This is a genomic window from Paraburkholderia gardini, assembly GCF_907164575.1.
Lineage (GTDB): Bacteria > Pseudomonadota > Gammaproteobacteria > Burkholderiales > Burkholderiaceae > Paraburkholderia > Paraburkholderia gardini.
Genome location: NZ_CAJQYY010000020.1, coordinates 1 through 19,926, shown reverse-complemented (window position 1 = coordinate 19,926; position 19,926 = coordinate 1). Strand labels below are relative to the sequence as shown.

Annotated in this window: 17 protein-coding genes; 5 read left to right on the top strand and 12 right to left on the bottom strand. The window is 62.6% G+C overall.

Annotated features, from left to right (window positions below; genetic code table 11):
- Nucleotides 1-90: 90 nt before the first annotated feature.
- The 4 genes from LPA34_RS17175 to pilM are packed head-to-tail and all read right to left on the bottom strand — an operon-like array spanning nucleotide 91 to nucleotide 4,323.
- A complete protein-coding gene (locus LPA34_RS17175; RefSeq protein WP_228980276.1) occupies nucleotides 91-1,737 on the bottom strand; it encodes a type IV pilus secretin PilQ in 1,647 nt (548 codons plus the stop codon).
- On the bottom strand, nucleotides 1,734-2,630 hold the full coding sequence (locus tag LPA34_RS17170) for a pilus assembly protein PilP (protein ID WP_228980274.1): 897 nt from the start codon (nucleotides 2,628-2,630) through the stop codon (nucleotides 1,734-1,736). Before LPA34_RS17170 ends, LPA34_RS17175 begins: the two co-directional genes overlap by 4 nt.
- The gene (locus LPA34_RS17165) at nucleotides 2,627-3,343 is read right to left on the bottom strand and encodes a fimbrial assembly protein (protein WP_228980272.1); all 717 of its coding nucleotides are present in this window, start codon (nucleotides 3,341-3,343) and stop codon (nucleotides 2,627-2,629) included. The genes LPA34_RS17170 and LPA34_RS17165 overlap by 4 nt, the downstream gene beginning before the upstream one ends.
- A 5-nt stretch (nucleotides 3,344-3,348) precedes the next feature.
- Nucleotides 3,349-4,323 carry a type IV pilus biogenesis protein PilM gene (gene pilM / locus LPA34_RS17160; RefSeq protein WP_228980270.1) on the bottom strand — a complete coding sequence of 325 codons (975 nt, stop codon included), beginning with the start codon at nucleotides 4,321-4,323 and terminating at the stop codon, nucleotides 3,349-3,351.
- 242 nt (nucleotides 4,324-4,565) lie between these two features.
- On the opposite strand from pilM, the gene LPA34_RS17155 reads away from it, so the two are divergent.
- Nucleotides 4,566-6,962, top strand: coding sequence for a penicillin-binding protein 1A (locus LPA34_RS17155; protein WP_228980268.1), 2,397 nt, complete (start codon nucleotides 4,566-4,568; stop codon nucleotides 6,960-6,962).
- A 102-nt stretch (nucleotides 6,963-7,064) separates the two neighbouring features.
- Here the strand turns inward: LPA34_RS17155 and cyaY are convergent, their stop codons facing one another.
- Complete coding sequence (gene cyaY / locus LPA34_RS17150) at nucleotides 7,065-7,382, bottom strand: iron donor protein CyaY (RefSeq protein WP_228980266.1); 318 nt, start codon at nucleotides 7,380-7,382, stop codon at nucleotides 7,065-7,067.
- A 35-nt stretch (nucleotides 7,383-7,417) separates the two neighbouring features.
- Here cyaY and lptM point away from each other — a divergent pair, with 35 nt between their 5' ends.
- Together lptM and lysA are read left to right on the top strand one after the other, a co-directional pair.
- Entirely contained in the window at nucleotides 7,418-7,780 is a 363-nt protein-coding gene (gene lptM / locus LPA34_RS17145; RefSeq protein WP_228980262.1) for an LPS translocon maturation chaperone LptM, read from the top strand.
- A gap of 9 nt (nucleotides 7,781-7,789) precedes the next feature.
- Entirely contained in the window at nucleotides 7,790-9,055 is a 1,266-nt protein-coding gene (gene lysA, locus LPA34_RS17140; RefSeq protein WP_228980259.1) for a diaminopimelate decarboxylase, read from the top strand.
- Between the two features lie 88 nt (nucleotides 9,056-9,143).
- On the opposite strand, the gene msrQ is transcribed toward lysA, so the two are convergent.
- The 5 genes from msrQ to LPA34_RS17115 form a co-directional block, all read right to left on the bottom strand.
- On the bottom strand, nucleotides 9,144-9,875 hold the full coding sequence (msrQ, locus tag LPA34_RS17135; protein ID WP_228980257.1) for a protein-methionine-sulfoxide reductase heme-binding subunit MsrQ: 732 nt from the start codon (nucleotides 9,873-9,875) through the stop codon (nucleotides 9,144-9,146).
- Nucleotides 9,876-9,886: 11 nt separating this feature from the next.
- Nucleotides 9,887-10,882, bottom strand: coding sequence for a protein-methionine-sulfoxide reductase catalytic subunit MsrP (msrP, locus tag LPA34_RS17130; RefSeq protein ID WP_228980255.1), 996 nt, complete (start codon nucleotides 10,880-10,882; stop codon nucleotides 9,887-9,889).
- Nucleotides 10,883-11,050: 168 nt separating this feature from the next.
- Nucleotides 11,051-12,250: a c-type cytochrome biogenesis protein CcsB gene (gene ccsB, locus LPA34_RS17125; protein WP_228980253.1), complete on the bottom strand. Its 1,200-nt coding sequence runs from the start codon at nucleotides 12,248-12,250 to the stop codon at nucleotides 11,051-11,053.
- 4 nt (nucleotides 12,251-12,254) lie between these two features.
- Complete coding sequence (locus LPA34_RS17120) at nucleotides 12,255-14,465, bottom strand: cytochrome c biogenesis protein ResB (protein WP_228980252.1); 2,211 nt, start codon at nucleotides 14,463-14,465, stop codon at nucleotides 12,255-12,257.
- A 121-nt stretch (nucleotides 14,466-14,586) separates the two neighbouring features.
- Entirely contained in the window at nucleotides 14,587-15,240 is a 654-nt protein-coding gene (locus LPA34_RS17115; protein WP_228980249.1) for a c-type cytochrome, read from the bottom strand.
- Nucleotides 15,241-15,471: 231 nt separating this feature from the next.
- On the opposite strand from LPA34_RS17115, the gene yihA reads away from it, so the two are divergent.
- Both yihA and hemB read left to right on the top strand, forming a co-directional pair.
- On the top strand, nucleotides 15,472-16,125 hold the full coding sequence (gene yihA / locus LPA34_RS17110; RefSeq protein ID WP_228980247.1) for a ribosome biogenesis GTP-binding protein YihA/YsxC: 654 nt from the start codon (nucleotides 15,472-15,474) through the stop codon (nucleotides 16,123-16,125).
- Between the two features lie 231 nt (nucleotides 16,126-16,356).
- Nucleotides 16,357-17,355 (top strand): porphobilinogen synthase, encoded by a 999-nt coding sequence (gene hemB, locus LPA34_RS17105; RefSeq protein ID WP_228980245.1) that lies wholly within the window; start codon nucleotides 16,357-16,359, stop codon nucleotides 17,353-17,355.
- Nucleotides 17,356-17,545: 190 nt separating this feature from the next.
- Here hemB and dsbD read toward each other — a convergent pair whose 3' ends face one another.
- Nucleotides 17,546-19,423 (bottom strand): protein-disulfide reductase DsbD, encoded by a 1,878-nt coding sequence (dsbD, locus tag LPA34_RS17100; RefSeq protein WP_228980244.1) that lies wholly within the window; start codon nucleotides 19,421-19,423, stop codon nucleotides 17,546-17,548.
- Complete coding sequence (gene cutA, locus LPA34_RS17095; protein WP_228980498.1) at nucleotides 19,416-19,727, bottom strand: divalent-cation tolerance protein CutA; 312 nt, start codon at nucleotides 19,725-19,727, stop codon at nucleotides 19,416-19,418. The genes dsbD and cutA overlap by 8 nt, the downstream gene beginning before the upstream one ends.
- Nucleotides 19,728-19,926 lie beyond the last annotated feature (199 nt).

The following is a 19,926-nucleotide window of genomic DNA, read 5'->3' as shown; positions in this document are numbered from 1 at the left end:
TCCTCTGGCTAATCCGGTATGGTTCGTGCCGCAGCTTAAAGGCAAAGCGACTGCCTTGTCGAGCCTGCAGCCGGACGCTGCGACCGGCCGTCAATTCGTCTGCACAACCCGTGGCGTGATGAAAACGACCAGTTCGCTGCGCTGGTCACGGTGCGCCGTATGGCGAAAAAGCGCGCCCAAAAGCGGTATTTTGCCCAGGAGCGGCACCCGCGTCACATCGTTACGGTCGTCGGAGGCGTAAATGCCGCCGATCGACACCGTCCCGCCGTCTTCCACCTCGACCCGCGTCTGCACATGTTTGGTGTTGATCGCCGGCCCAGCATCGGTTTGCTCTCCGACACTGTCCTTCGCCACGTCGAGGTCCAGGATCACCCGGCCGTCGGGCGTAATCTGCGGTTCGACCTCCAGTTTGAGCGTCGCGCGGCGAAACTGCACGCCGGAGACGCCCTGCCCGACCTTGGCCTGATACGGCAGCTCCGTACCCTGCTCGACGACCGCCTTCATGCGGTCGGCTGTCACGACCCGCGGGCTGGAAACGATCTGACCGTGCCCCTCGGCCTCCAGCGCGCTCAACTCGATGTTCAGGAGCCGCGTGGCGTGAGCCGCGAATAACGTCAGCCCGGCCGTCGCCGCGTCGAAGCCCGCAATGGGCCGTGCCGACAGATCGTAGACGGCGCCCTCCTTGCCGCCGCTCAATCCGCGCGAAGTGTCGTCGGTATTGGTGGCGCTCATCGACAGCCTCACGCCCAGATTGCGCGAAAACCCCTGCTCGCCTTCGATGATGCGCGCCTCGATCAGCACCTGGCGCGTCGGCCGGTCAAGCGACGCAAGCAGATCGGCAATCTGCGCGAGACGCCCCGCGATGTCGGTGACGAACAGCAGATTGGTCCGCGGATCGGCCATGACGGAACCGCGTTTGGACAGCACGCGCTGCGCGCCCGAGGCACCCAGCAGTTTCCGGATGTCCTCGGCGTGCGCATAGTGCAGCTCGAACATGCGGCTTGCGAGCGGCTCCAGATCGGCGGCCCGCGCATGGGCTTCAAAGCGCTGCTTCTCGCGCGCGGCGAGGTCCGCGATGGGGGCGACCCAGATCACGTTGTCGCGCCGCTCCATCGCAAGGCCGTTGACATCGAGCAACGTATCGAACGCGGCGCGCCAGGGTACCTTGTCGAGCCGCAATGAAACAAAGCCGCGCACCCGCTCGCTTGCGACGATATTGAGCCCCGTGAAGCGCGCGAACGCATCGAGAACCGCGCCAAGCTCCGCATGCTGGAAGTTGAGCGTGATTGGCCGGGCGGCGTCCTGTGTGTCGTCCGTTGCCGCGGGCGTCGGCTGACTCATTCGCTGCGGCGATGCAAGCGGGACTGGCGGCCCCTCCAGCACCGGCTGGGCACTTGCATCACCGCCGGGCGATTTCGATGGCGGGCCTCCGGTAGCCGCTGTTTCACCAGATGCCTCGCGGTCCTTCGGGATTTCACCCGAAGTGGGACCCGTTGCCGAGCCATCTCCCATATCCATGGACGATGCACGTTCCGCCGCCATGCCGTCGTCGAACGTGTTCGACGCGCCAGCATTGGCGCTACCGGGTAACGGCGGCAATCCGTAGGGAGCCAGTGCATCGTCCATCGGCATGTATTCGGGCAACGGCGGCAGCGACGCATGCACCAGCGTCGTACCGACGCTCAGGCAAAGACATAGCCAGCACAGCGTGCCGTAAAAACGTAGCGTCCCGGTCATGACGCCATCTCCGCGAACGTCAGCGTGCGTGTGCGGCCGTTTCCGGCGAGCCCGACGCCGGGCGCGTCGATACGCGTCACGTGCTCGACACCCAGATGATCGCCGACCGTCACTGCGGTAACGCCATCGGGTGTCTCAACCAGTGCAAGACCCCGTAGAGAATTGCGCAACAGGCCAACGAGACGCAGCGACGCATCTTCCGCCATCAGCGGTCTGTTCACGGGTGAAAACGGATCGAAGAAAAGGAAATCTTCGTCTGCATCAGCCGTCGACTCTCCAGTCTGCCGCGCAAACACGGGACGCAGTGCGGGAAACGTATCGAGCGTCGCGTTGATCGTCAGCATGTCGCCTTGCCGTTTGATCGTCACGTCGCCCGGCACGACAAGCGTCGGCAGATCTGACAGACCACGCAGAAATCCCAGCCACCCGGCGAAATCAGCGCGCGCCGTGAGGCGCAGAGGTCGCGTTGCCGTGATTCCAGTTCCGGTCAGCGGTTGCGGTTCCAGCGTCAACAATTCCACGCCGTGCTTGCCGGCTAGCTGCGATACCGCATGCAGATCGTCCGCGGACGTCCAGTTCGTTGCATCGCGCAGTGCGGGTGCGTTCGCAGCCGCGCTACGCAACGCAGGCAACCGCGTCGTCGCCTGCCGCGCCTCGCCCAGATTTTGTCGCGCCTGCTCGAGGAGTGAGCGGCTCAACCGCGCGCCGCCCAGATCCGCGCGTTGCCAGGCGTGGGCCCCAGCGAGAAAGACCGCGAGCGCAACCAGAAAAGCGAACGCGGATCGACGACGCCCACTCCACGCTTCAGGTGGAAGGCGGGCGTGGGCGAGCAATGTTGCAACGAGGCCGCTTCCATTCGCATTGGCCAGACGGCCGGCAACCGCACTGTTCATTTTTTACCTCTCATGTTGTCTGCCTGCGCGTTTGCGCTCACCGCGCCTGAGTTCGCCGGTACAGACGCTCTCGTTGAGTCACCCGGAACACCTGCCCAGCGCACACGCGCTGCGAATTCCACCGCTGCGCGTGCAGCCGGTGAGATGAGCGGCCCGTTTCCCGGCAACGTTCGATGCAGCTCTTTCATCTCCACGTTCTCCGAACCCGGCACCGTCGCCAGTCGCCTGAGCCACGCAGCGGGAGCGACGTGATTGACGGCCACCGCGCGAAATTCGGTTTCGTGCGGACGATGTCGCATTTCCTGCACAACGACGCCGTCGCTATCAGGCACATCGTCTTCGCTCAACGCTTCCATCAGATCGAGCAGATGCACAAGCGGTGCCGATGCAATCGCTGCCTGCGCCTCACGCGCTTCGCGTTCCCGCGCATCGCGAAGAAGCGCGCCCTGCTCCGCGAGCGGCGCCGCAAATTGCGCGAGCGCGCGTTCAACCGACGCGCGTTGTGCGTCGAGCCGCGCCCCCTCGAATGCGTGCCAGCCCGCCAGCATCAATGCCGCAACAGCACCTGCGGCGGCCGCACCGGACCACTCAAGCGCGCAGCGTCGTCGCGCAAGACGCCTGTCACGCTCGCGATACGGCAACAGGTTGAATCCGCCCGGCTTCCCGCATCGCGCGACAGGCTTACGCACAGCGAAGATCTGTAGAAATGGCACGCGCATCACTCCATGAGTCCGCGCAACGCGAGACCGAATGCAACGGCAAATGCGGGCTCATGCAGCAGATCGTCACGAAGCGGAAGGGTGTCGTCGCCTGGCGGCACACATTCGAACGGAAGCATCATGCAGCCGAGCACGTCGCCCAGATCAGCGGCCGTAAACCCAATGCTCTGGAGCAGTTCGACCTGGCCGCTCAGGACCGCACATCTCACGCCTTCGCCTGCAAGATCGCGAAGCGCCTCGACAAGATCGGCATGTTCGGGCGCGGGATAGTGCATTTCCGCGACGACCGATTCGTCAGCGACACGCCAGCCGTACACGCCTTCGTCGCCGACCCAGATCGCCGCGTAAGCATCGGACTCGTCGAGTTCGAGCGAAGCCGCATGACGCATCGCCCGCAATGCGGCGTGCGGTTCGCCATCGATCGCGGTGAGCGTGATGCCCGCGGCCGCCGCGCATTCCATGCGCGCTTCGAGGTGTGTTCTCGTGGTTGCCGCGATGGTCACGCAGCCACTGCGCTGCGGCGAATCGTCGATGAACCAGTCGACCGCGAGCGCATGCCGTTCGATACCCGCGACGCGCTCCGCTTCAGCCATGACGGCCGGCTCAAGCGCGGCGAGCGCGTGATCGCCCACGAAGGAACGATGGGGCGCAGCAAGGTTCGCCATGGGCACCGAGGTTGTCATCGTGGCCGACGCGGGCATGGCCATCGCGCACCGGAACAGATGCGACCTGATATCCCGCGGCAGTTGTGCAAAGAGCGCACGTAGCGCTGTACCCACCGCCGCGCGATTGACGATCTCCGCGCCCGCCAGTGCGCCCGCGAATAACGGCTCGACAGCGATGAACTCGAGCCGCACGGAACTGTCGCTTCCCGCACGCTGGCTCAACGCGACGAGCCTGATTTCCTGCTGACCGATATCGATGCCCGCTGCAAAACGGCGCACCACCGGCATCCACGTATTTCTGAGTGCCATGACGCCTCCTTTCAGAATCGCGTGCCGAACCATTCGGACGCGACGACAGGAAGAATTCTGCTCAGCGGCCACCTCACGCGATACTCGGCCGGATGGCTAACGTGGCCTCGCGCATGCCCCGCGCGCAGGCAAAACGGCTACAGTTAGATCATCCCCTGCGCGGCGCGCTGTCCGGGCGTAAGCACGTCGAAAGCTTACGGTTCGGGCAGCTATAATCGCGGGACTGTTTTTCTGGTATTCATATGCAATCTTCGTCGCCTGCGTCCCCGCCGCCTGTCCCGCCAAAGCGCAAACGTCCGCTTTGGCTCACGATCATCCTCGGCTTCGTGGGGCTCATCATTGCAGGCATCGTGAGCGCCGGGCTCGTGCTGGGCTATGCACTCGTCGTTGCAACACCTAACCTGCCTTCGCTCGACGCACTGACCGATTACCGGCCCAAGGTGCCGTTGCGCATCTACACGGCCGACCATGTGCTGATCGGTGAGTTCGGTGAGGAGCGGCGCGACATCGTGCACATTCAGGATGTGCCGGATAGTCTGAAGAAAGCGGTGCTCGCCATCGAAGACGCGCGCTTCTACGATCACGGCGGCGTCGATCTCGCGGGCATCGCGCGGGCGGGCTTCGTCGCGCTGTCGAACGGCCACGCCACGCAGGGCGCAAGCACGATCACGATGCAGGTCGCGCGCAACTTCTTTCTGTCGAGCGAGAAGACATACACGCGCAAGATTTACGAGATGCTGCTCGCCTACAAGATCGAGTCGAAACTCACGAAAGATCAGATTCTCGAGGTGTACATGAATCAGATCTATCTCGGTCAGCGTGCGTACGGGTTCGCGAGCGCGGCGCGCGTCTATTTCGGCAAGGATCTGAAAGACCTGTCGCTCGCCGAATCGGCGATGCTCGCAGGGCTGCCGAAAGCGCCGTCAGCGTATAACCCGGTCGTCAATCCGAAGCGCGCCAAGGTGCGGCAGGAATACATCCTCACGCGCATGCTGGAATTGCACTACATCACCCAGGAACAGTACGACGCCGCGGCAAGGCAACCGCTCATCGTGAAGGGCGCCGGCAGGGAATTCAGCGTGCACGCGGAATACGTCGCGGAAATGGTGCGGCAGATGATGTACGCGCAGTATCGCGAGGAAGCGTACACGCGTGGCTTCAACGTGGTGACCACAATCGATTCGGCCGATCAGGACCTCGCGTATCACGCCCTTCGCAAAGGGCTGATGGACTATGAGCGGCGCCACGGTTATCGCGGGCCGGAAGCGTTCATCGAACTGCCATCGGACGCCGACGACCGCGAACAGGCCATCGAAGACGCATTGATCGAGCATCCGGACAATGGCGAAATCATCGCGGCGGTCGTCACGTCGGCGAATCCGAAACAGGTGCAGGCCACGCTCATCGACGGCAACTCGATCACGATTCAGGGCGACAACCTGCGCTTCGCTTCGTTTGCGCTCGGCACGCGCGCGCAGCCGAACCAGCGTGTGCGCCCTGGCGCCATCATCCGCGTCGTGAGAAACGAAGACGACAGCTGGTCGATCACGCAGTTGCCACAGGTCGAAGGCGCATTCGTGTCGGTCGTTCCGCAGGATGGCGCGATCCGCGCGCTGGTCGGCGGTTTCGACTTCAACAAGAACAAGTTCAATCACGTGACGCAGGCATGGCGTCAGCCGGGGTCGAGCTTCAAGCCGTTCATCTATTCGGCTTCGCTCGAAAAAGGGCTGGGGCCGGCGACGATCATCAACGACGCACCGCTTTTCTTCACCGCCGCCGAAACCGGTGGCCAGGCGTGGGAGCCGAAGAACTACGGCGGCGGCTTCGACGGGCCGATGACCATGCGCACCGCGCTGCAGAAATCGAAGAACCTCGTGTCGATCCGCATCCTGAACCACATCGGCACAAAGTACGCGCAGCAGTACATCACGCGTTTCGGTTTCGACGCGGATCGTCATCCGGCCTATCTGCCGATGGCGCTCGGCGCCGGGCTCGTGACGCCATTGCAGATGGCCGGCGGTTTTTCGGTGTTTGCGAACGGCGGATACCGGATCAATCCGTATCTGATCGCAGAAGTGACCGATCAGCGCGGCGTGGTGGTGGCGCACGCCCAGCCGCTCGTCGCGGGGCAAAGCGCGCCGCATGCCATCGATCCGCGCAACGCTTACGTGATGAACAGCCTGCTCCTGAGCGTCGCGCAGCGCGGCACGGGCGCGAAAACAAACGTCCTGAAGCGCACCGATCTCGCCGGCAAGACGGGGACCACGAACGATTCACGCGACGCATGGTTCGCCGGCTACCAGCACACGCTGACCGCGATCGCATGGATCGGCTACGACAATCCACGCAGTCTCGGCGACAAGGAAACGGGCGGCGGCCTCGCGTTGCCGGTATGGGTCGACTACATGGGCCGCGCGCTAAAAGGCGTGCCCGAATACAAGATGCCGATGCCGGAAGACGTGGTATCGATCGGCGACGAACTGTACTTCGACGACTTCACGCCCGGACACGGATTTGTTTCGACGGTAGGCGTGAGTCAGGCGACGCTCGATGAAGCGAGTGGCGCATCGGCCGCCGCACCCGAGCAGGTGGGTGAACAGGAAAAGCAGGACATCATGAACCTGTTCAAGAGACATTGACGCGGGCGATTGCGTCCGGTCATTCACCGCCGTCAGCGTGTTCTTCTGGATGCCGCCAGCACCGAAAGGTGCGGCGGCTTTTTCATTTGCCGCATCGAACGCTCAGGGCTGGAACGTTACCGTCTCGCCCGCCTGCTGCGTCGCGTAGTCCGACAGCGCGGAGAAAAATTCAGTGCCGTTGCGCGTATCGCGCCACGCGTTGTCGGTGAAGCGGAAATGGAATCCGCCCGCTTTCGCGGCGATCCAGATTTCGCGCATCGGCGGCTGAAGATTCACGATGATCTTCGTCTTGTTCTCGAATTCGAGCGTCAAAACATTGCCGCTTCGTTCGAATTCGATATCGACATCGGTGTCGTCGATGGCGCGCTCCACAGCGGCCAGAACGGCCTCCGCGCGGGTCAGGTATTCACTGTCGGACATGCTAAACTCCAGCGATTAATCATTCAGGGACAGTCATGCGAGTCGCATTCAGGATGAGCGCGGCGGCGCCCCGCGCGATTGTAGCGGCTTTAGCCATTTTCGCAGGCGCGGTACTCGGCGGATGCGGCCAGCGCGGCGCGCTCTACTTGCCTACAGTACCGCCATTGCCGGCAAAACCCAACGAGCAGACGCAACCGCCGTCACCCGACGAAGTCCGTCCTGACGCAGAAACCGCTTCGAGCGACATGTCGGCGTCGAAGGGTGTGGCCGGCACCGTACCTGATACCTCGGGGACTCCGCTTTCGCTGTCGCCGGATAGCGAGCTTCGCACGGCACCCGGTACGGGTTCGTCGCCAGCAAAAGCGCTTCCGGCTTCCGGCACCTCTTCCGATCAATAAGACTCTCGCATGACTTCATCCGCATTTGCCTACGTCGATGGCGTACTCCACGCCGAGGGCGTCTCCGTCGTTTCGCTCGCCGAGCAGTTCGGCACGCCGCTTTACGTCTATTCCCGCGCCGCGCTCACCGGAACGTGGAACGCGTATACCAGCGCATGCACCGGACGCCGCGCGAAGGTTCACGTCGCGGTGAAAGCGAACAGCAATCTCGCCGTGCTCAACGTATTCGCACGCCTCGGCGCGGGCTTCGACATCGTGTCCGGCGGCGAACTCGCCCGCGTGCTCGCGGCGGGTGGCAAGGCTGCGAACGTGGTGTTTTCGGGCGTCGGCAAAAGCGCCGCCGAAATGCGCGAAGCACTCACGGCCGGCGTGAAATGCTTCAACGTCGAATCGATTCCTGAACTCGATCGCCTCAACGAGGTAGCCGGGTCGATGGGTAAAAAGGCGCCCGTGTCGCTGCGCGTGAACCCGGACGTCGACGCGAAAACACATCCGTACATTTCCACCGGTCTCAAGTCGAACAAATTCGGAGTGGCATTCGAAGACGCGCGCGCCACGTATCGCGCCGCCGCGGCGATGCCGAACCTCGAGGTGGTCGGCATCGACTGCCACATCGGCTCACAGATCGCCGAAATCGCACCGTATCTCGACGCAATCGACAAGCTTCTCGACCTCGTCGAGCAGATCGAATCGGACGGCATGACGATCCGTCACGTCGATGTGGGCGGCGGCCTCGGCATCGTCTACGACGACGAAACGCCGCCGGATATCGGCGACTTCGTGCGCACGCTGCTCGATCGCATCGAGCAACGCGGTCATGGTCATCGCGAAGTGTATTTCGAACCCGGCCGCTCGCTGGTCGGCAACGCGGGCGTGCTGCTCACGCGCATCGAATTCCTGAAGCCGGGCGCGGAAAAGAACTTCGCGATCGTCGATGCGGCGATGAACGATCTGGCACGTCCGGCGATGTACGAAGCGTTCCACCGGATCGAAGCCGCCGTACAGCGCGACGGCCAGCCGGTTCAGGTGTACGACGTCGTCGGCCCGGTCTGCGAAAGCGGCGACTGGCTCGGCCGCGACCGGCAACTTGCCGTCGAACCCGGCGATCTGCTAGTGATCCGCTCCGCCGGCGCCTACGGCTTTGCGATGAGTTCGAACTACAACACACGTCCTCGCGCGGCCGAAGTGATGGTCGACGGCGACAAGGTGCACGTCGCGCGTGCCCGTGAGGAAGTGACAGCGCTCTTCGCGGGCGAGTCGCTGCTGCAGGACTGATCGCGTCCGCGCGTCTGCATCTATCTGTCGTCCATAAAAAAATCGATACCTTGGCGGACATCGATTTTTTTTCGTTCACGCCATTCATTTAGCGGCGTCGTGGGACTTCCTGTTTTGTGAACCGCTCCCGCAGCCACACGAAGAGGCGCCAGCCGAGCAGCGCGATCACGATTGCGCCGTAAATCTTCGGCAGCAGCAGGTCGTGCTTGCCCGCCTTCATCCACCAGAAATGCAGGATCGCGAGCGCGGCAATCGCATAGATCGCGCGATGCAGTGTCTGCCAGCGACGTCCGAGCTTGCGCACCATCGCTTTCGGCGACGTGACCGCCAGTGGAATCAGCAGCACGAACGCAGCAAAACCGACAGTGATAAACGGTCGCTTGCCGATGTCCTTCAGGATCTCCGCGACGTCGAACCACTTGTCGAACCAGATGTAGGTCGTGAAATGCAGTGCACCGTAGAAAAACGCATAGAGGCCGAGCATGCGCCGAAAGCGCAGCAGTGCGTTCATACCCGTCAGCCGGCGCAGCGGCGTCACGGCCAGCGTGATGCACAGAAACACGAGCGTCCACAGGCCCGTCGAGCGTGTGATGAACTCGATCGGATTGGCGCCCAGCCGGTCCGTGAACCCGAAGAGCACGATCCGCGCAAGCGGATACCACGCCGCGATAAAAACAGCGATCTTCGCGGGCACGATCCAGCGATTTCCCGCCGCGACAGCCGGCCTGCGCGTCGCGCCCGAAGCCGAAGAAGCCGGAACCGGGGCGCGGCTGCGTCGCGTCGGGGAATCGGGTGAAATACCCTGCATGTCGGAAGCCATGTCGTCGATGCTCAGAAGTTCTTCCTGAGGTCCATGCCCTGATACAGCGACGCAACCTGGTCGCCGTAACCGTTGAACATCAGCGTCTTGCGCTTCGGCTGGAAGAAGCCGTCTTCACCGATACGCCGCTCGGTCGCCTGGCTCCAGCGCGGATGGTCGACGTTCGGATTCACGTTCGAATAGAAACCGTATTCCTTTGGCGCGTACGTGTTCCAGCTGGTCTTCGGTTGCGTGTCGACGAAACGGATCTTCACCAGCGACTTCGCGCTCTTGAAACCGTACTTCCACGGCACGATGACGCGCACCGGCGCGCCGTTCTGATTGGGCAGCACTTCACCGTAGACGCCCATCGTCAGAAGCGTCAGCGGATTCATCGCTTCGTCCATGCGCAGCCCTTCGGAATACGGCCAGTCGAGGATCGGCGTCGACAGGCCCGGCATCTGCGACGGATCAGCCAGCGAAACGAACTCCACGTATTTCGCGTTCCCGGTCGGCTGCGCGCGCCTGATCAGCTCGGCGAGCGGCACGCCGATCCACGGAATCACCATCGACCAGCCCTCGACGCAGCGCAGCCGGTACACGCGCTCTTCGAGCGGCGCGAGCTTCAGCAGTTCGTCGATATCGTAGACCTTCGCGTTCTTCACCTCGCCTTCCACGCTCACACGCCACGGACGTGGCCGCAACGTTCCCGCGTTGCGCGCAGGATCGCTCTTGTCGGTGCCGAATTCGTAGAAATTGTTGTACGTCGTGATGTCCTTGAACGGCGTGACCTTGTCGGGCACGACGAACTTTGCGTTCGTCATGACCTTGAGCTTCTGCGCCTTGCTGTCGGGCGCTGCGAATGCCGCCAGCGCTTCGCCGCTGACGCCGATCAGGCCGCCCATCGCAGCCACTCCAGCCGCCTGCAACACGCGCCGCCGGTTCTCGAATATCCGGCGCGGCGTGATTTCACTGCGCGGGATGTCGTCACCGCTGAGCTGAATTCTGTCGCTTCGCTTGATCCACATGTGCTGCTCCTCAATGGCCGTGCGGGCCACGTTCCTGATCGTTCGACCTGGCCTGCATATGCACTACTCAGACAAACAGTCCGGGTTCGCGAAAATTCCGTATCGCCATAAAAAAACCGCCGGTGCGGAGCATCCGGCGGTTATTCAGTCGGCAGAAATCCGGAAATCTTACAGCTTTCCGTAACTATGCAGTCCGGACAGGAACATGTTCACGCCGAGGAAGGCGAACGTCGTGACCAGCAGGCCCGTCAGCGCCCACCAGGCTGCGATCGCACCCCGCAGCCCCTTCATCAGGCGCATATGCAGCCAGGCAGCGTAGTTCAGCCAGACGATCAGCGCCCAGGTTTCCTTCGGGTCCCAGCTCCAGTAGCCGCCCCATGCCTGCGCCGCCCACAGCGCGCCGAGGATCGTGGCGATCGTGAAGAACGCGAAGCCGACGGCAATCGACTTGTACATCAGGTCGTCGAGCACTTCGAGCGGCGGCAGACGGTCAGCCAGCACGCCGCGCTCTTTCGCCAGATACGCGACGCCAACCATCGCGGACAGCGCAAAGCTGCCGTAGCCGATGAAATTCGCCGGCACGTGAATCTTCATCCACCAGCTTTGCAGCGCCGGCACGAGCGGCTGGATCTGCTGCGCATCGCGCGCGATCGAATACCACATCAGAAAGCCGACGGCCGCGCTGATCACGAGCAGCACGAACGCACCGAGCGCGCGCGTGTTGTAGTGCTTTTCGTAATACAGATAGAAGAGCGCCGTGATCAGGCTGAACAGCACGAACACTTCGTACAGGTTCGAGATGGGAATATGGCCGACATCCGCGCCGATCAGATACGACTCGTACCACCGCACCATCAGTCCCACGAAGCCCATCAGGACAGCGGCCCAGGTCATCTTCGAGCCGATCGCGGCGCCTGTCGGCGAGCGCGACAAAAGGCCAATCCAGTAGAACAGGGTGGCGAGCACGAAGAGCGCGCTCATCCACAGGATGGCCGACTGGCTCGACAGGAAATACTTGAGGAGGAACGCACTGTCGGCACGGGTCAGATCGCCGTGATAGAGCTGGATCGAGAACAGCGACAGCACGGCAATAGCCGCGATCAGCAGCCGCGCCGGCTTCCAGCGCCAGCCGAGGACGACGAAAACCGGCACCGCGCATACCAGCACCAGTTTGTCGTAGTAGTTCATGAACGGGTGATAGCGCGACAGCGCGAACCCCGCGCCCGCGACCATCGCCAGCGCAAACAGCCAGTCTACGGCGCCGAGGCGCTTCAGGAACGGTCGCTCGTCGAAGAGCGCGGCGTCGAACGCTGGATTGGCGGGCGCATGCTTGCGCGAGGAGGAGGGGGAAACCTGAGACAAGTCCATGATCTTACCGGGTCGAATCCTGTGAGCCTGCCGACTTGCGCGCGCCGGAAGAGCCGGCGGCGTCGGATGCATCGGTGGGTTTGACGCCCAGCACGGCGCCGACTGAGTCGCGCGTCTGGGCAAATTCCTTCTCGAAATCGAGAGTTTTGCGGGCGCTCGACATTGCCATCACGACATTCACGCCGTGCTCAGTATCTTTGAGCCAGAACCACAGGCGCCGTTCACGGACGTAGAACATCGAGAAGATGCCCAATACGAGGAGCAGGCTGCCAAGATACACGACTTTTTTGCCGGGCGCGCGCGCGAGCTGGAATACTGAAGCCTGGATCTGCTTGAACGAATCAAGCTGCAGATAGACCGGCGATCCGTACAGAAAGCTGTCCGAAAGCGCATTGATCGCGCTTTGTACGAAACGGCTGTTGTTCGCATCGGCCTTGACGTCGGCTTCGCCGGCCTGTTCGCGGGAAAGTTGCCACACGTCCCACATCGAGCCTTCCAGCATGCGCAACAGCAGCCCCGCGGCCTTTTCCTGCTCGCTTTTCGGCACGGAATGATCGATAAAGCCGGCGATCGCCTGGAAGCCACCGATCACCTGTCCGTTCGGCGCCTTGCCGTTCGCGTCGTCCGCACCTGAAAAGAGGGTCAGGACGCGCGATGCGCTTTCTTCAAGATGCTGCTGCAGTTCCTGATTCGAGCCGGGCACCGAACGCAGCGCGAAGCGATGCGCGGCTTCCGAACGGATGGCCGGGTTTTCGAGCGCCGCGCGCAGGTTCATCCACTCCTTGACCGTGCCGCCGGCGTCGGCGGGAATGCGCAGGTAGCGGAACGGATCGTCAGGATTCAGACGCATGCCGGCGAGGAACATGCGCTCGCCGTTTACGTCGACGGGCAGCATGTAGTTGTTGTACTCGCGCGCCTGACCGTCCTTGCCACGCACCTTGTACTGGACCGACGGGCCGACGTTATGCAGATTGACCGGCTTCGACGTCTTCGCGCCAGAACCGAGACGCTCGTCGAACGCTTCCTTGAGCGAGCGGTGCGCGGCGACGCCGCGCGCATCTGTCGCACCGTTGCCGTTCGATGTGTTTTCGACGTTGATCGCGCGGAAATCTGTAAATTCGATCGTTTCGCCATCCGCCCCCGGAATCGACGCCGTGAGTGGTGCCGTGCCCCCAATCGGTCCGCCGAACGGCGTGGTCTTCGTGGTATCGCCGGTCATCGGGAACGCGGTCATCTGCATCTGCGAGCCGCCGTCCTGGAAGCTCGACTGGAAGATCGACACGCCATCGTATTCAAACGGTTTGTTCACCTCGACCCGCGCCGGCACCCGTGCGCCCGTCTTGTGGTCGATCACGACGATATCGCTCGCGAAGAGCTTCGGCATGCCGGTCGAGTAGTAATCGACGATGAACTTCTTCAGCTCGATCGAGAACGGCAGATCCTGAATGAGCGAGCCGTCTGGCTGGTTCAGGATCGCCGTCGACACATGCTGGCCTTCCGGCACCCACGCATAACCGCGGAACGTCGGATTCGACTGCGAGAGCCGATGCTCTTCTGGAATGTCGTTGATGACGGTATTGCTGCGGATCGGCGTCTTGTCGAAGAGCCACATCTGCAGCTTGATCGGCAGATTGCTGTCGAGCAGTCCGCCGATACAGATCACGACAATGGCAACGTGCGCGGAGATGTAGCCGAGCTTCGTCATCGCACCGCGCTTGGCTGCGATCAGCGTCGCGCCTTCGGTCTCGCGCACAACGAATTTGTAGCCGAGCTTGCCGGACAGTTTCGCGAGCAGCGCGGCGGTCTGCGCGCGCGTGCCATGCACGGCGAATTCGCCCTTGTGATGGAACGCCCGCAGGCTGCCTTCGCGGACCTTGTCCTTCCAGCTCTTCATGTCGGCGATCATCTTCGGCGCGTTGCGGATCACGCACAGCGAGATCGATACGATCAGAAAGCCGAGGATCAGCATGAACCACCACGCGCTGTACACGGTGTACAGACTCAGCGAGCGGAAGATGTCTGCCCAGAACGGGCCGAACTGGTTGACGTAATTGGGATACGGATCGTCCTGCGTGAGGACCGTACCGATGATGCTCGCGATCGACAGGACGACGAGCAGTGCGATCGCAAAGCGCATCGAACTCAGCAACTCGACCGCACGACGCGTCGCGCGCTGACCCGACTTCAACTCCAGACCCGATGTGGTAACGCTCATTCATACTCCGACTGAACAGCAAAAAAGGGTGAAGGGCGATCGCCACGAGACGATGCCCCCACCCTTTTCTTGTTTTTCACCGGCCTCGACGGGCCGGCTGTACCTGCAAGCGGGCCGCTTGTTAATGCAGACCCGCGATGTAATCCGCTACTGCCTTGATCTCGCTATCCGACAAACGGTTCGCGATGGTGTGCATCGCCTCGTTGTTGTTGCGAGCGCCAGGCCCCTGCGTGAACGCGGTCAGCTGCGCCACGATGTAATCCGCCCACTGCCCCGACAGACGTGGATACTGCGACGGAATGCCCTGGCCTGTCGGACCGTGGCAGCTCGCGCACGCTGGAATGCCCTTGTCGGCAATTCCACCGCGATAAATCTTCTGCCCGAGCGGCACCGTGTTCTTGTTATGCGCGTAGCCGGGCTTTGGCACCTGCGTCGCGAAATACGCGGCTACGTTGATCATGTCCTGATCGGACAGGGCGGCAGCCATGCCCGCCATGATCGCATTGTTACGCGCCGGCTGCTTTGCACCGGGCTGCGTCTTGAAATCCTTGAGCTGCTTGACGAGGTACTCGGGGTGTTGACCAGCCAGCTTCGGATATGCGCCGCCAGCACTATTGCCGTCCGCACCGTGGCACGAAGCGCAAACCTGCGCTGCAATTGCCTGCCCCCGATTCACGTCCGGCTTTGCCGGATCCGCTGCTCTTGCCTCGACCACCCAACCTGAAAGACCTGCCGCAACTTGAAGCACCATCAGAGACTTGAACAGTCGATTCATTCGCACACCCTGTTTCGTCTTGTGGGAATTAGAGGTTCTGCAAAATACGACGGTGATGCTTTTACTGCGATTCTTTACTGTCGAGGCCATTGCCTGTAAGGCACGCTCCTTGCCTCGCCGGTCTTCAGTAAACCGCCGTATTGTACAATAACTCGCTAATCGCGAAGACGCCAGTCGGGCTTGTCCCGTCCCCACTCCGGGCTACCGGGCGTCTCACATCCTGGTTCCCCCATGTCCTTCCTGCTACACCAAGCCCGTTTTTTCACGACAGTGAATCACCTGCGTGATCTGCCGGCCACGTCTCAACCCGAAGTCGCCTTTGCCGGGCGCTCCAATGCAGGGAAGTCGACCGCGATCAACCTGCTGTGCAACCAGAAGCGGCTGGCCTTCGCCAGCAAGACACCCGGGCGCACGCAGCATATCAACTACTTCTCCGTGGGCCCCGCTGACGAGCCCGTCGCGCATCTCGTCGACCTGCCGGGCTACGGCTACGCCGAAGTGCCGGGCGCCGCGAAGGCCCACTGGGAAGCGCTGCTGTCGTCGTACCTGCAGTCGCGCGCGCAGCTGCGCGGCATGATCCTGATGATGGATTCGCGCCGTCCGCTCACCGATCTGGATCGGCGGATGATCGAATGGTTTGCGCCCACCGGCAAGCCGATCCACACGCTGCTCACGAAGTGCGACAAATTGACGCGCCAGGAAAGCGTCAACGCCTTGCGTTCGACTCAGAAAGGGCTCGCCGAGTACCGTGCAGCGGGTTACCAGGGTGAATTGACCGTGCAACTTTTTTCGGCGCTCAAGCGCGTCGGGCTGGATGAAGCACACGTACTGCTCGAAAGCTGGCTGATTCCAGCCGCGAGCGAAGGCGAAGCCCCGGCGGCGTAAGCCGTACCGTATTGGCCCGCCCACGTTTCGGCCGCCCATAAAAAAACCCGCCGCTAGAGACGGCGGGTCAAACAGCCTAATCGAAAAACGACAGGCACCCGCTCAGGGAGGAGAAGCGGGGAGGTCAGCGCATGGCGCCTTGCTCGATCGGTATGATATACCATTGTCTCAAAAAGGTTTGGCAACGCCGTGGGCAGGCATTTTTCGATATTCTCCACGCACGATACTGACATGAGCTTCTATCCGCATCACCGTCCGCGCCGCATGCGCCGTGACGACTTTTCGCGCCGTCTGATGCGCGAAAACATTCTCACCACCAATGATCTGATCTACCCGGTTTTCGTCGTCGAAGGCACAAACGTGCGGCAAGCCGTAGCGTCGATGCCTGGCGTCGAGCGTGTTTCGGTGGATTTGCTGATGGGCGTCGCTGAACAGTGTGTCGAGCTCGGCGTGCCTGTGATCTCGCTGTTCCCGGCGATCGAACCCTCGTTGAAGACGCCCGACGGGCGCGAGGCGACGAACGCAGCCGGGCTGATTCCGCGCGCGATCCGCGAACTGAAGAAGCGTTTCCCCGATCTTGGCGTGCTGGCCGACGTCGCGCTCGATCCGTACACGAGCCACGGGCAGGACGGCGTGCTCGACGAAACGGGTTACGTGATCAACGACCAGACGGTCGAAATCCTGCTGGAGCAGGCCCGCGCGCAGGCCGAGGCGGGTGTCGACATCGTCGCGCCGTCGGACATGATGGACGGCCGGATCGGCGCGATCCGCGAAATGCTCGAGAGCGAGGATCACATCCATACGCGGATCATGGCGTACGCAGCGAAGTTCGCTTCGGCGTTCTACGGCCCGTTCCGCGATGCCGTCGGTTCGGCGACGAACCTCGGCAAGAGCAACAAGATGCAGTATCAGATGGACCCGGCGAATTCCGACGAAGCTCTGCGCGAAGTGCGCATGGACATCGAGGAAGGCGCGGACATGGTGATGGTGAAGCCTGGGATGCCGTATCTCGACATCGTGCGTCGCGTGAAAGACGAGTTCCGGTTTCCGACATACGTGTATCAGGTGAGCGGCGAGTACGCGATGCTGAAGGCGGCGGCGCAAAACGGCTGGCTCGATCACGACAAGGCGATGATGGAATCGCTGCTGGCGTTCAGACGCGCCGGTGCAGATGGCGTGCTGACGTACTTCGCGCTCGATGCGGCGCGGATCTTGAGGTCGCAGAAGTAGGCGGTTTCAGCTGCACTGGAGCGGCCTTCATGTATGTAAAAAGCGCTTCGCGGCTGCGAAGCGCTTTTTTTTAGCCTTTCAGCCTGGATGACGGGTGCCGGCGGTTATGGATGTAGCGCGGTTGCATCGGCGACACGCCTCGCTAATCTTGCCGACGCACGCGCCCGCGTCCCCGCGTCGCATGGATTCGCTACGACTTCGCTGCCGCGGCACGCTCCAGACTGCGCAGGAACACGTCCGCCGACTCATAGCCGACGACTCGCAGCACTTCGTTACCACCTTGATCGAAGAAGATGATCCCGGGCGGGCCGAACAGCTTGAAGCGCTTGAGCAGCGTCTGGTCGTCGGGATTGTTGGCAGTCACGTCGGCGCGCAGCAGATTGAGCTGCTGTAGCCTCGCATGGACGCGCGGGTCGCTGAACGTGAACTTCTCCATCTCCTTGCAACTGACACACCAATCGGCATAGAAATCGAGCATCGCGGGCTGGGCAGCGGTTTTGACTGCCTGATCCAGCTGCTCCGATGACCGTACAGGTGCGAATGCCAACTGGCCTGCGGCGGCACCCGCAACCGGTGCGCCGCCGCGCGCTGCAAGCACCGCGAGCGGACGCAACGGATCGGTCGATCCGGCTGCGAGCCCCACCAGCAAGACGGCAGCCCAGATTGTCAACGCCGCGCCCACGCCGCGGCCAAGCCGACGCCACACCGAATTGCCACCCGCAGCCGGCGTGAACAGCCCCAGCGCAGCTGCGGCGATCAACAACCAGAGCGCACCCAGCAACATCTGTATGCTGGCGTCGAGCACCGGCCAGACGATCCATAAGGCGGCCGCCAGCAATACGACCCCGAAAAACACCTTCACGCCATCCATCCACACGCCCGCGCGAGGCAGCAGTGTTCCGGCGCCAAGACCGATGATCAGCAGCGGCACGCCGAGGCCGATTCCCATCGAAAACAGCGCGGCGCCACCCAGCAGCGCGTTGCCCGTGTGCGCGATAAACGCGAGAACGGCGAAGAGCGGTGCCGTCATGCACGCGCCCACCACCAGTGCGGACAGCGCGCCCATGCCTGCCACGGCGGCGAATTTGCCACCGGAAGGGCCTTGCGAAACACGTGTGGCGCCGTTCTGCCAGCGCTGCGGCAACGCGATATCGAAACCGGCGATCAACGTCAGGGCGAAGACAGCCAGCAGGACGCCAAATGCGCCGAGCACCCACGGGTTCTGAAGCCACGCGCCGAGGCCCTGCCCGACGAGCGCCGCAGCGATGCCCAGCGCGGTATAGACGAGCGCCATACCGACCACATACGCCAGCGACAGCGAGAATCCGCGCGCCCGCGTCACCCGCGCGCCCTCACCAATGATGATCGCCGACAGAATCGGGATCATCGGATACGAACACGGCAACAGGCTCAACACAACGCCCGCAACAAAATACAGGCCGACGATCGTGAAAAAGCCGCCGCCCTGAAGCAGTGACGCTGCGTAGTCGGCGCTGGTCGCCCGCTCGTACCACGACGTCTCACTGCCCTGGACCTGCTGCGAAGGCTGGGAGGCCCCCGCCCCCGCCGTAGCGCCTCCCGCCGCACCACCTGTGCCCGCCGCCTGCAGGGCCGCACCTTTCACGTGATAGACGCGCTCCATTGGCGGATAGCAGATGCCGGCGTCGGCACATCCCTGCGACGTCACCGCAATGTCGAACCCGCTTGCCGCTGACTTCACGGGAACGCGGATCGTCAAATCGCCCCGATACGTTTCGACGTTCTTCTGGAATGTCTCATCGAACTTGACGTGGCCCGCGGGGTAAACAGGTTCGCCGAGACTGGCTGTACCGTTGCGGGTCGAGAACGCAAAGCGCTCGCGGTACATGTAGTAACCATCGGCGACCTTGTAGTGCACGTCGACTTCGCCGGGCTGTTCGGTGGCGCTGAATTTGAAGGCCACGTCGGGATCGAGGAAATCGTCCGCGGCGACAGCCGGCCGTCCAAATGCCACGACGAACAGCAATAGCAACGACATGGCGACGGCGCGCAACGGACCGCGCGCGAGTCGGTTGGAACAGTTAAACATGTAGAGTGCGTTGAGTTTCAGCATTGACCCATTGACCGTAAGCCGCCGATGCAGTGACTTGCCACGAAAGGATTTCGGGGATGTCGTACGGATGATGAGTTTGAATGTATTGCTCGAGTTCCAGCGCCCTCGCGACGCTCGTCTTGAAGAGCAACTGGATCTCTTCGGCAGATTCGATCGAGTTCTGCCAGTGGTAGCTGGAGCGCACCGCGCCAAGTTGCGTCACGCACGCGGCGAGGCGCGCGTTCAGCACGCCCGACGCGAGTTTATCCGCCGATTCCGCGTCGGGCGCCGTCGTCAGCATCAAGGTCACGATTGCGCTCACAGCGTGCTCCAACAGGCAGGTGTCTCGATCGCGCTATCGTATCACCGCGACCCATAACCTCGCTGAACGCGCCCAACGCGGCATTCGGTCGCACAAATCGGCATAGGGGACGGCCATGAGGCCGTACCCCTGCCACACCACCCGGCATGCGGGTCCGCACCGGGCGGTTCGGGAAGTT

Bases quoted from the DNA above. Each gene is read 5' to 3' on its own strand.
- ccsB (WP_228980253.1), bottom strand. From the start codon at position 12,250: ATGGACTTGTCTCAGGTTTCCCCCTCCTCCTCGCGCAAGCATGCGCCC.
- msrP (WP_228980255.1), bottom strand. From the start codon at position 10,882: ATGTGGATCAAGCGAAGCGACAGAATTCAGCTCAGCGGTGACGACATC.
- pilM (WP_228980270.1), bottom strand. From the start codon at position 4,323: ATGGCACTCAGAAATACGTGGATGCCGGTGGTGCGCCGTTTTGCAGCG.
- LPA34_RS17155 (WP_228980268.1), top strand. From the start codon at position 4,566: ATGCAATCTTCGTCGCCTGCGTCCCCGCCGCCTGTCCCGCCAAAGCGC.
- lysA (WP_228980259.1), top strand. From the start codon at position 7,790: ATGACTTCATCCGCATTTGCCTACGTCGATGGCGTACTCCACGCCGAG.
- yihA (WP_228980247.1), top strand. From the start codon at position 15,472: ATGTCCTTCCTGCTACACCAAGCCCGTTTTTTCACGACAGTGAATCAC.
- hemB (WP_228980245.1), top strand. From the start codon at position 16,357: ATGAGCTTCTATCCGCATCACCGTCCGCGCCGCATGCGCCGTGACGAC.
- cutA (WP_228980498.1), bottom strand. From the start codon at position 19,727: ATGCTGACGACGGCGCCCGACGCGGAATCGGCGGATAAACTCGCGTCG.
- lptM (WP_228980262.1), top strand. From the start codon at position 7,418: ATGCGAGTCGCATTCAGGATGAGCGCGGCGGCGCCCCGCGCGATTGTA.
- msrQ (WP_228980257.1), bottom strand. From the start codon at position 9,875: ATGGCTTCCGACATGCAGGGTATTTCACCCGATTCCCCGACGCGACGC.
- LPA34_RS17120 (WP_228980252.1), bottom strand. From the start codon at position 14,465: ATGAGCGTTACCACATCGGGTCTGGAGTTGAAGTCGGGTCAGCGCGCG.
- dsbD (WP_228980244.1), bottom strand. From the start codon at position 19,423: ATGTTTAACTGTTCCAACCGACTCGCGCGCGGTCCGTTGCGCGCCGTC.
- LPA34_RS17175 (WP_228980276.1), bottom strand. From the start codon at position 1,737: ATGACCGGGACGCTACGTTTTTACGGCACGCTGTGCTGGCTATGTCTT.
- LPA34_RS17170 (WP_228980274.1), bottom strand. From the start codon at position 2,630: ATGAACAGTGCGGTTGCCGGCCGTCTGGCCAATGCGAATGGAAGCGGC.
- cyaY (WP_228980266.1), bottom strand. From the start codon at position 7,382: ATGTCCGACAGTGAATACCTGACCCGCGCGGAGGCCGTTCTGGCCGCT.
- LPA34_RS17115 (WP_228980249.1), bottom strand. From the start codon at position 15,240: ATGAATCGACTGTTCAAGTCTCTGATGGTGCTTCAAGTTGCGGCAGGT.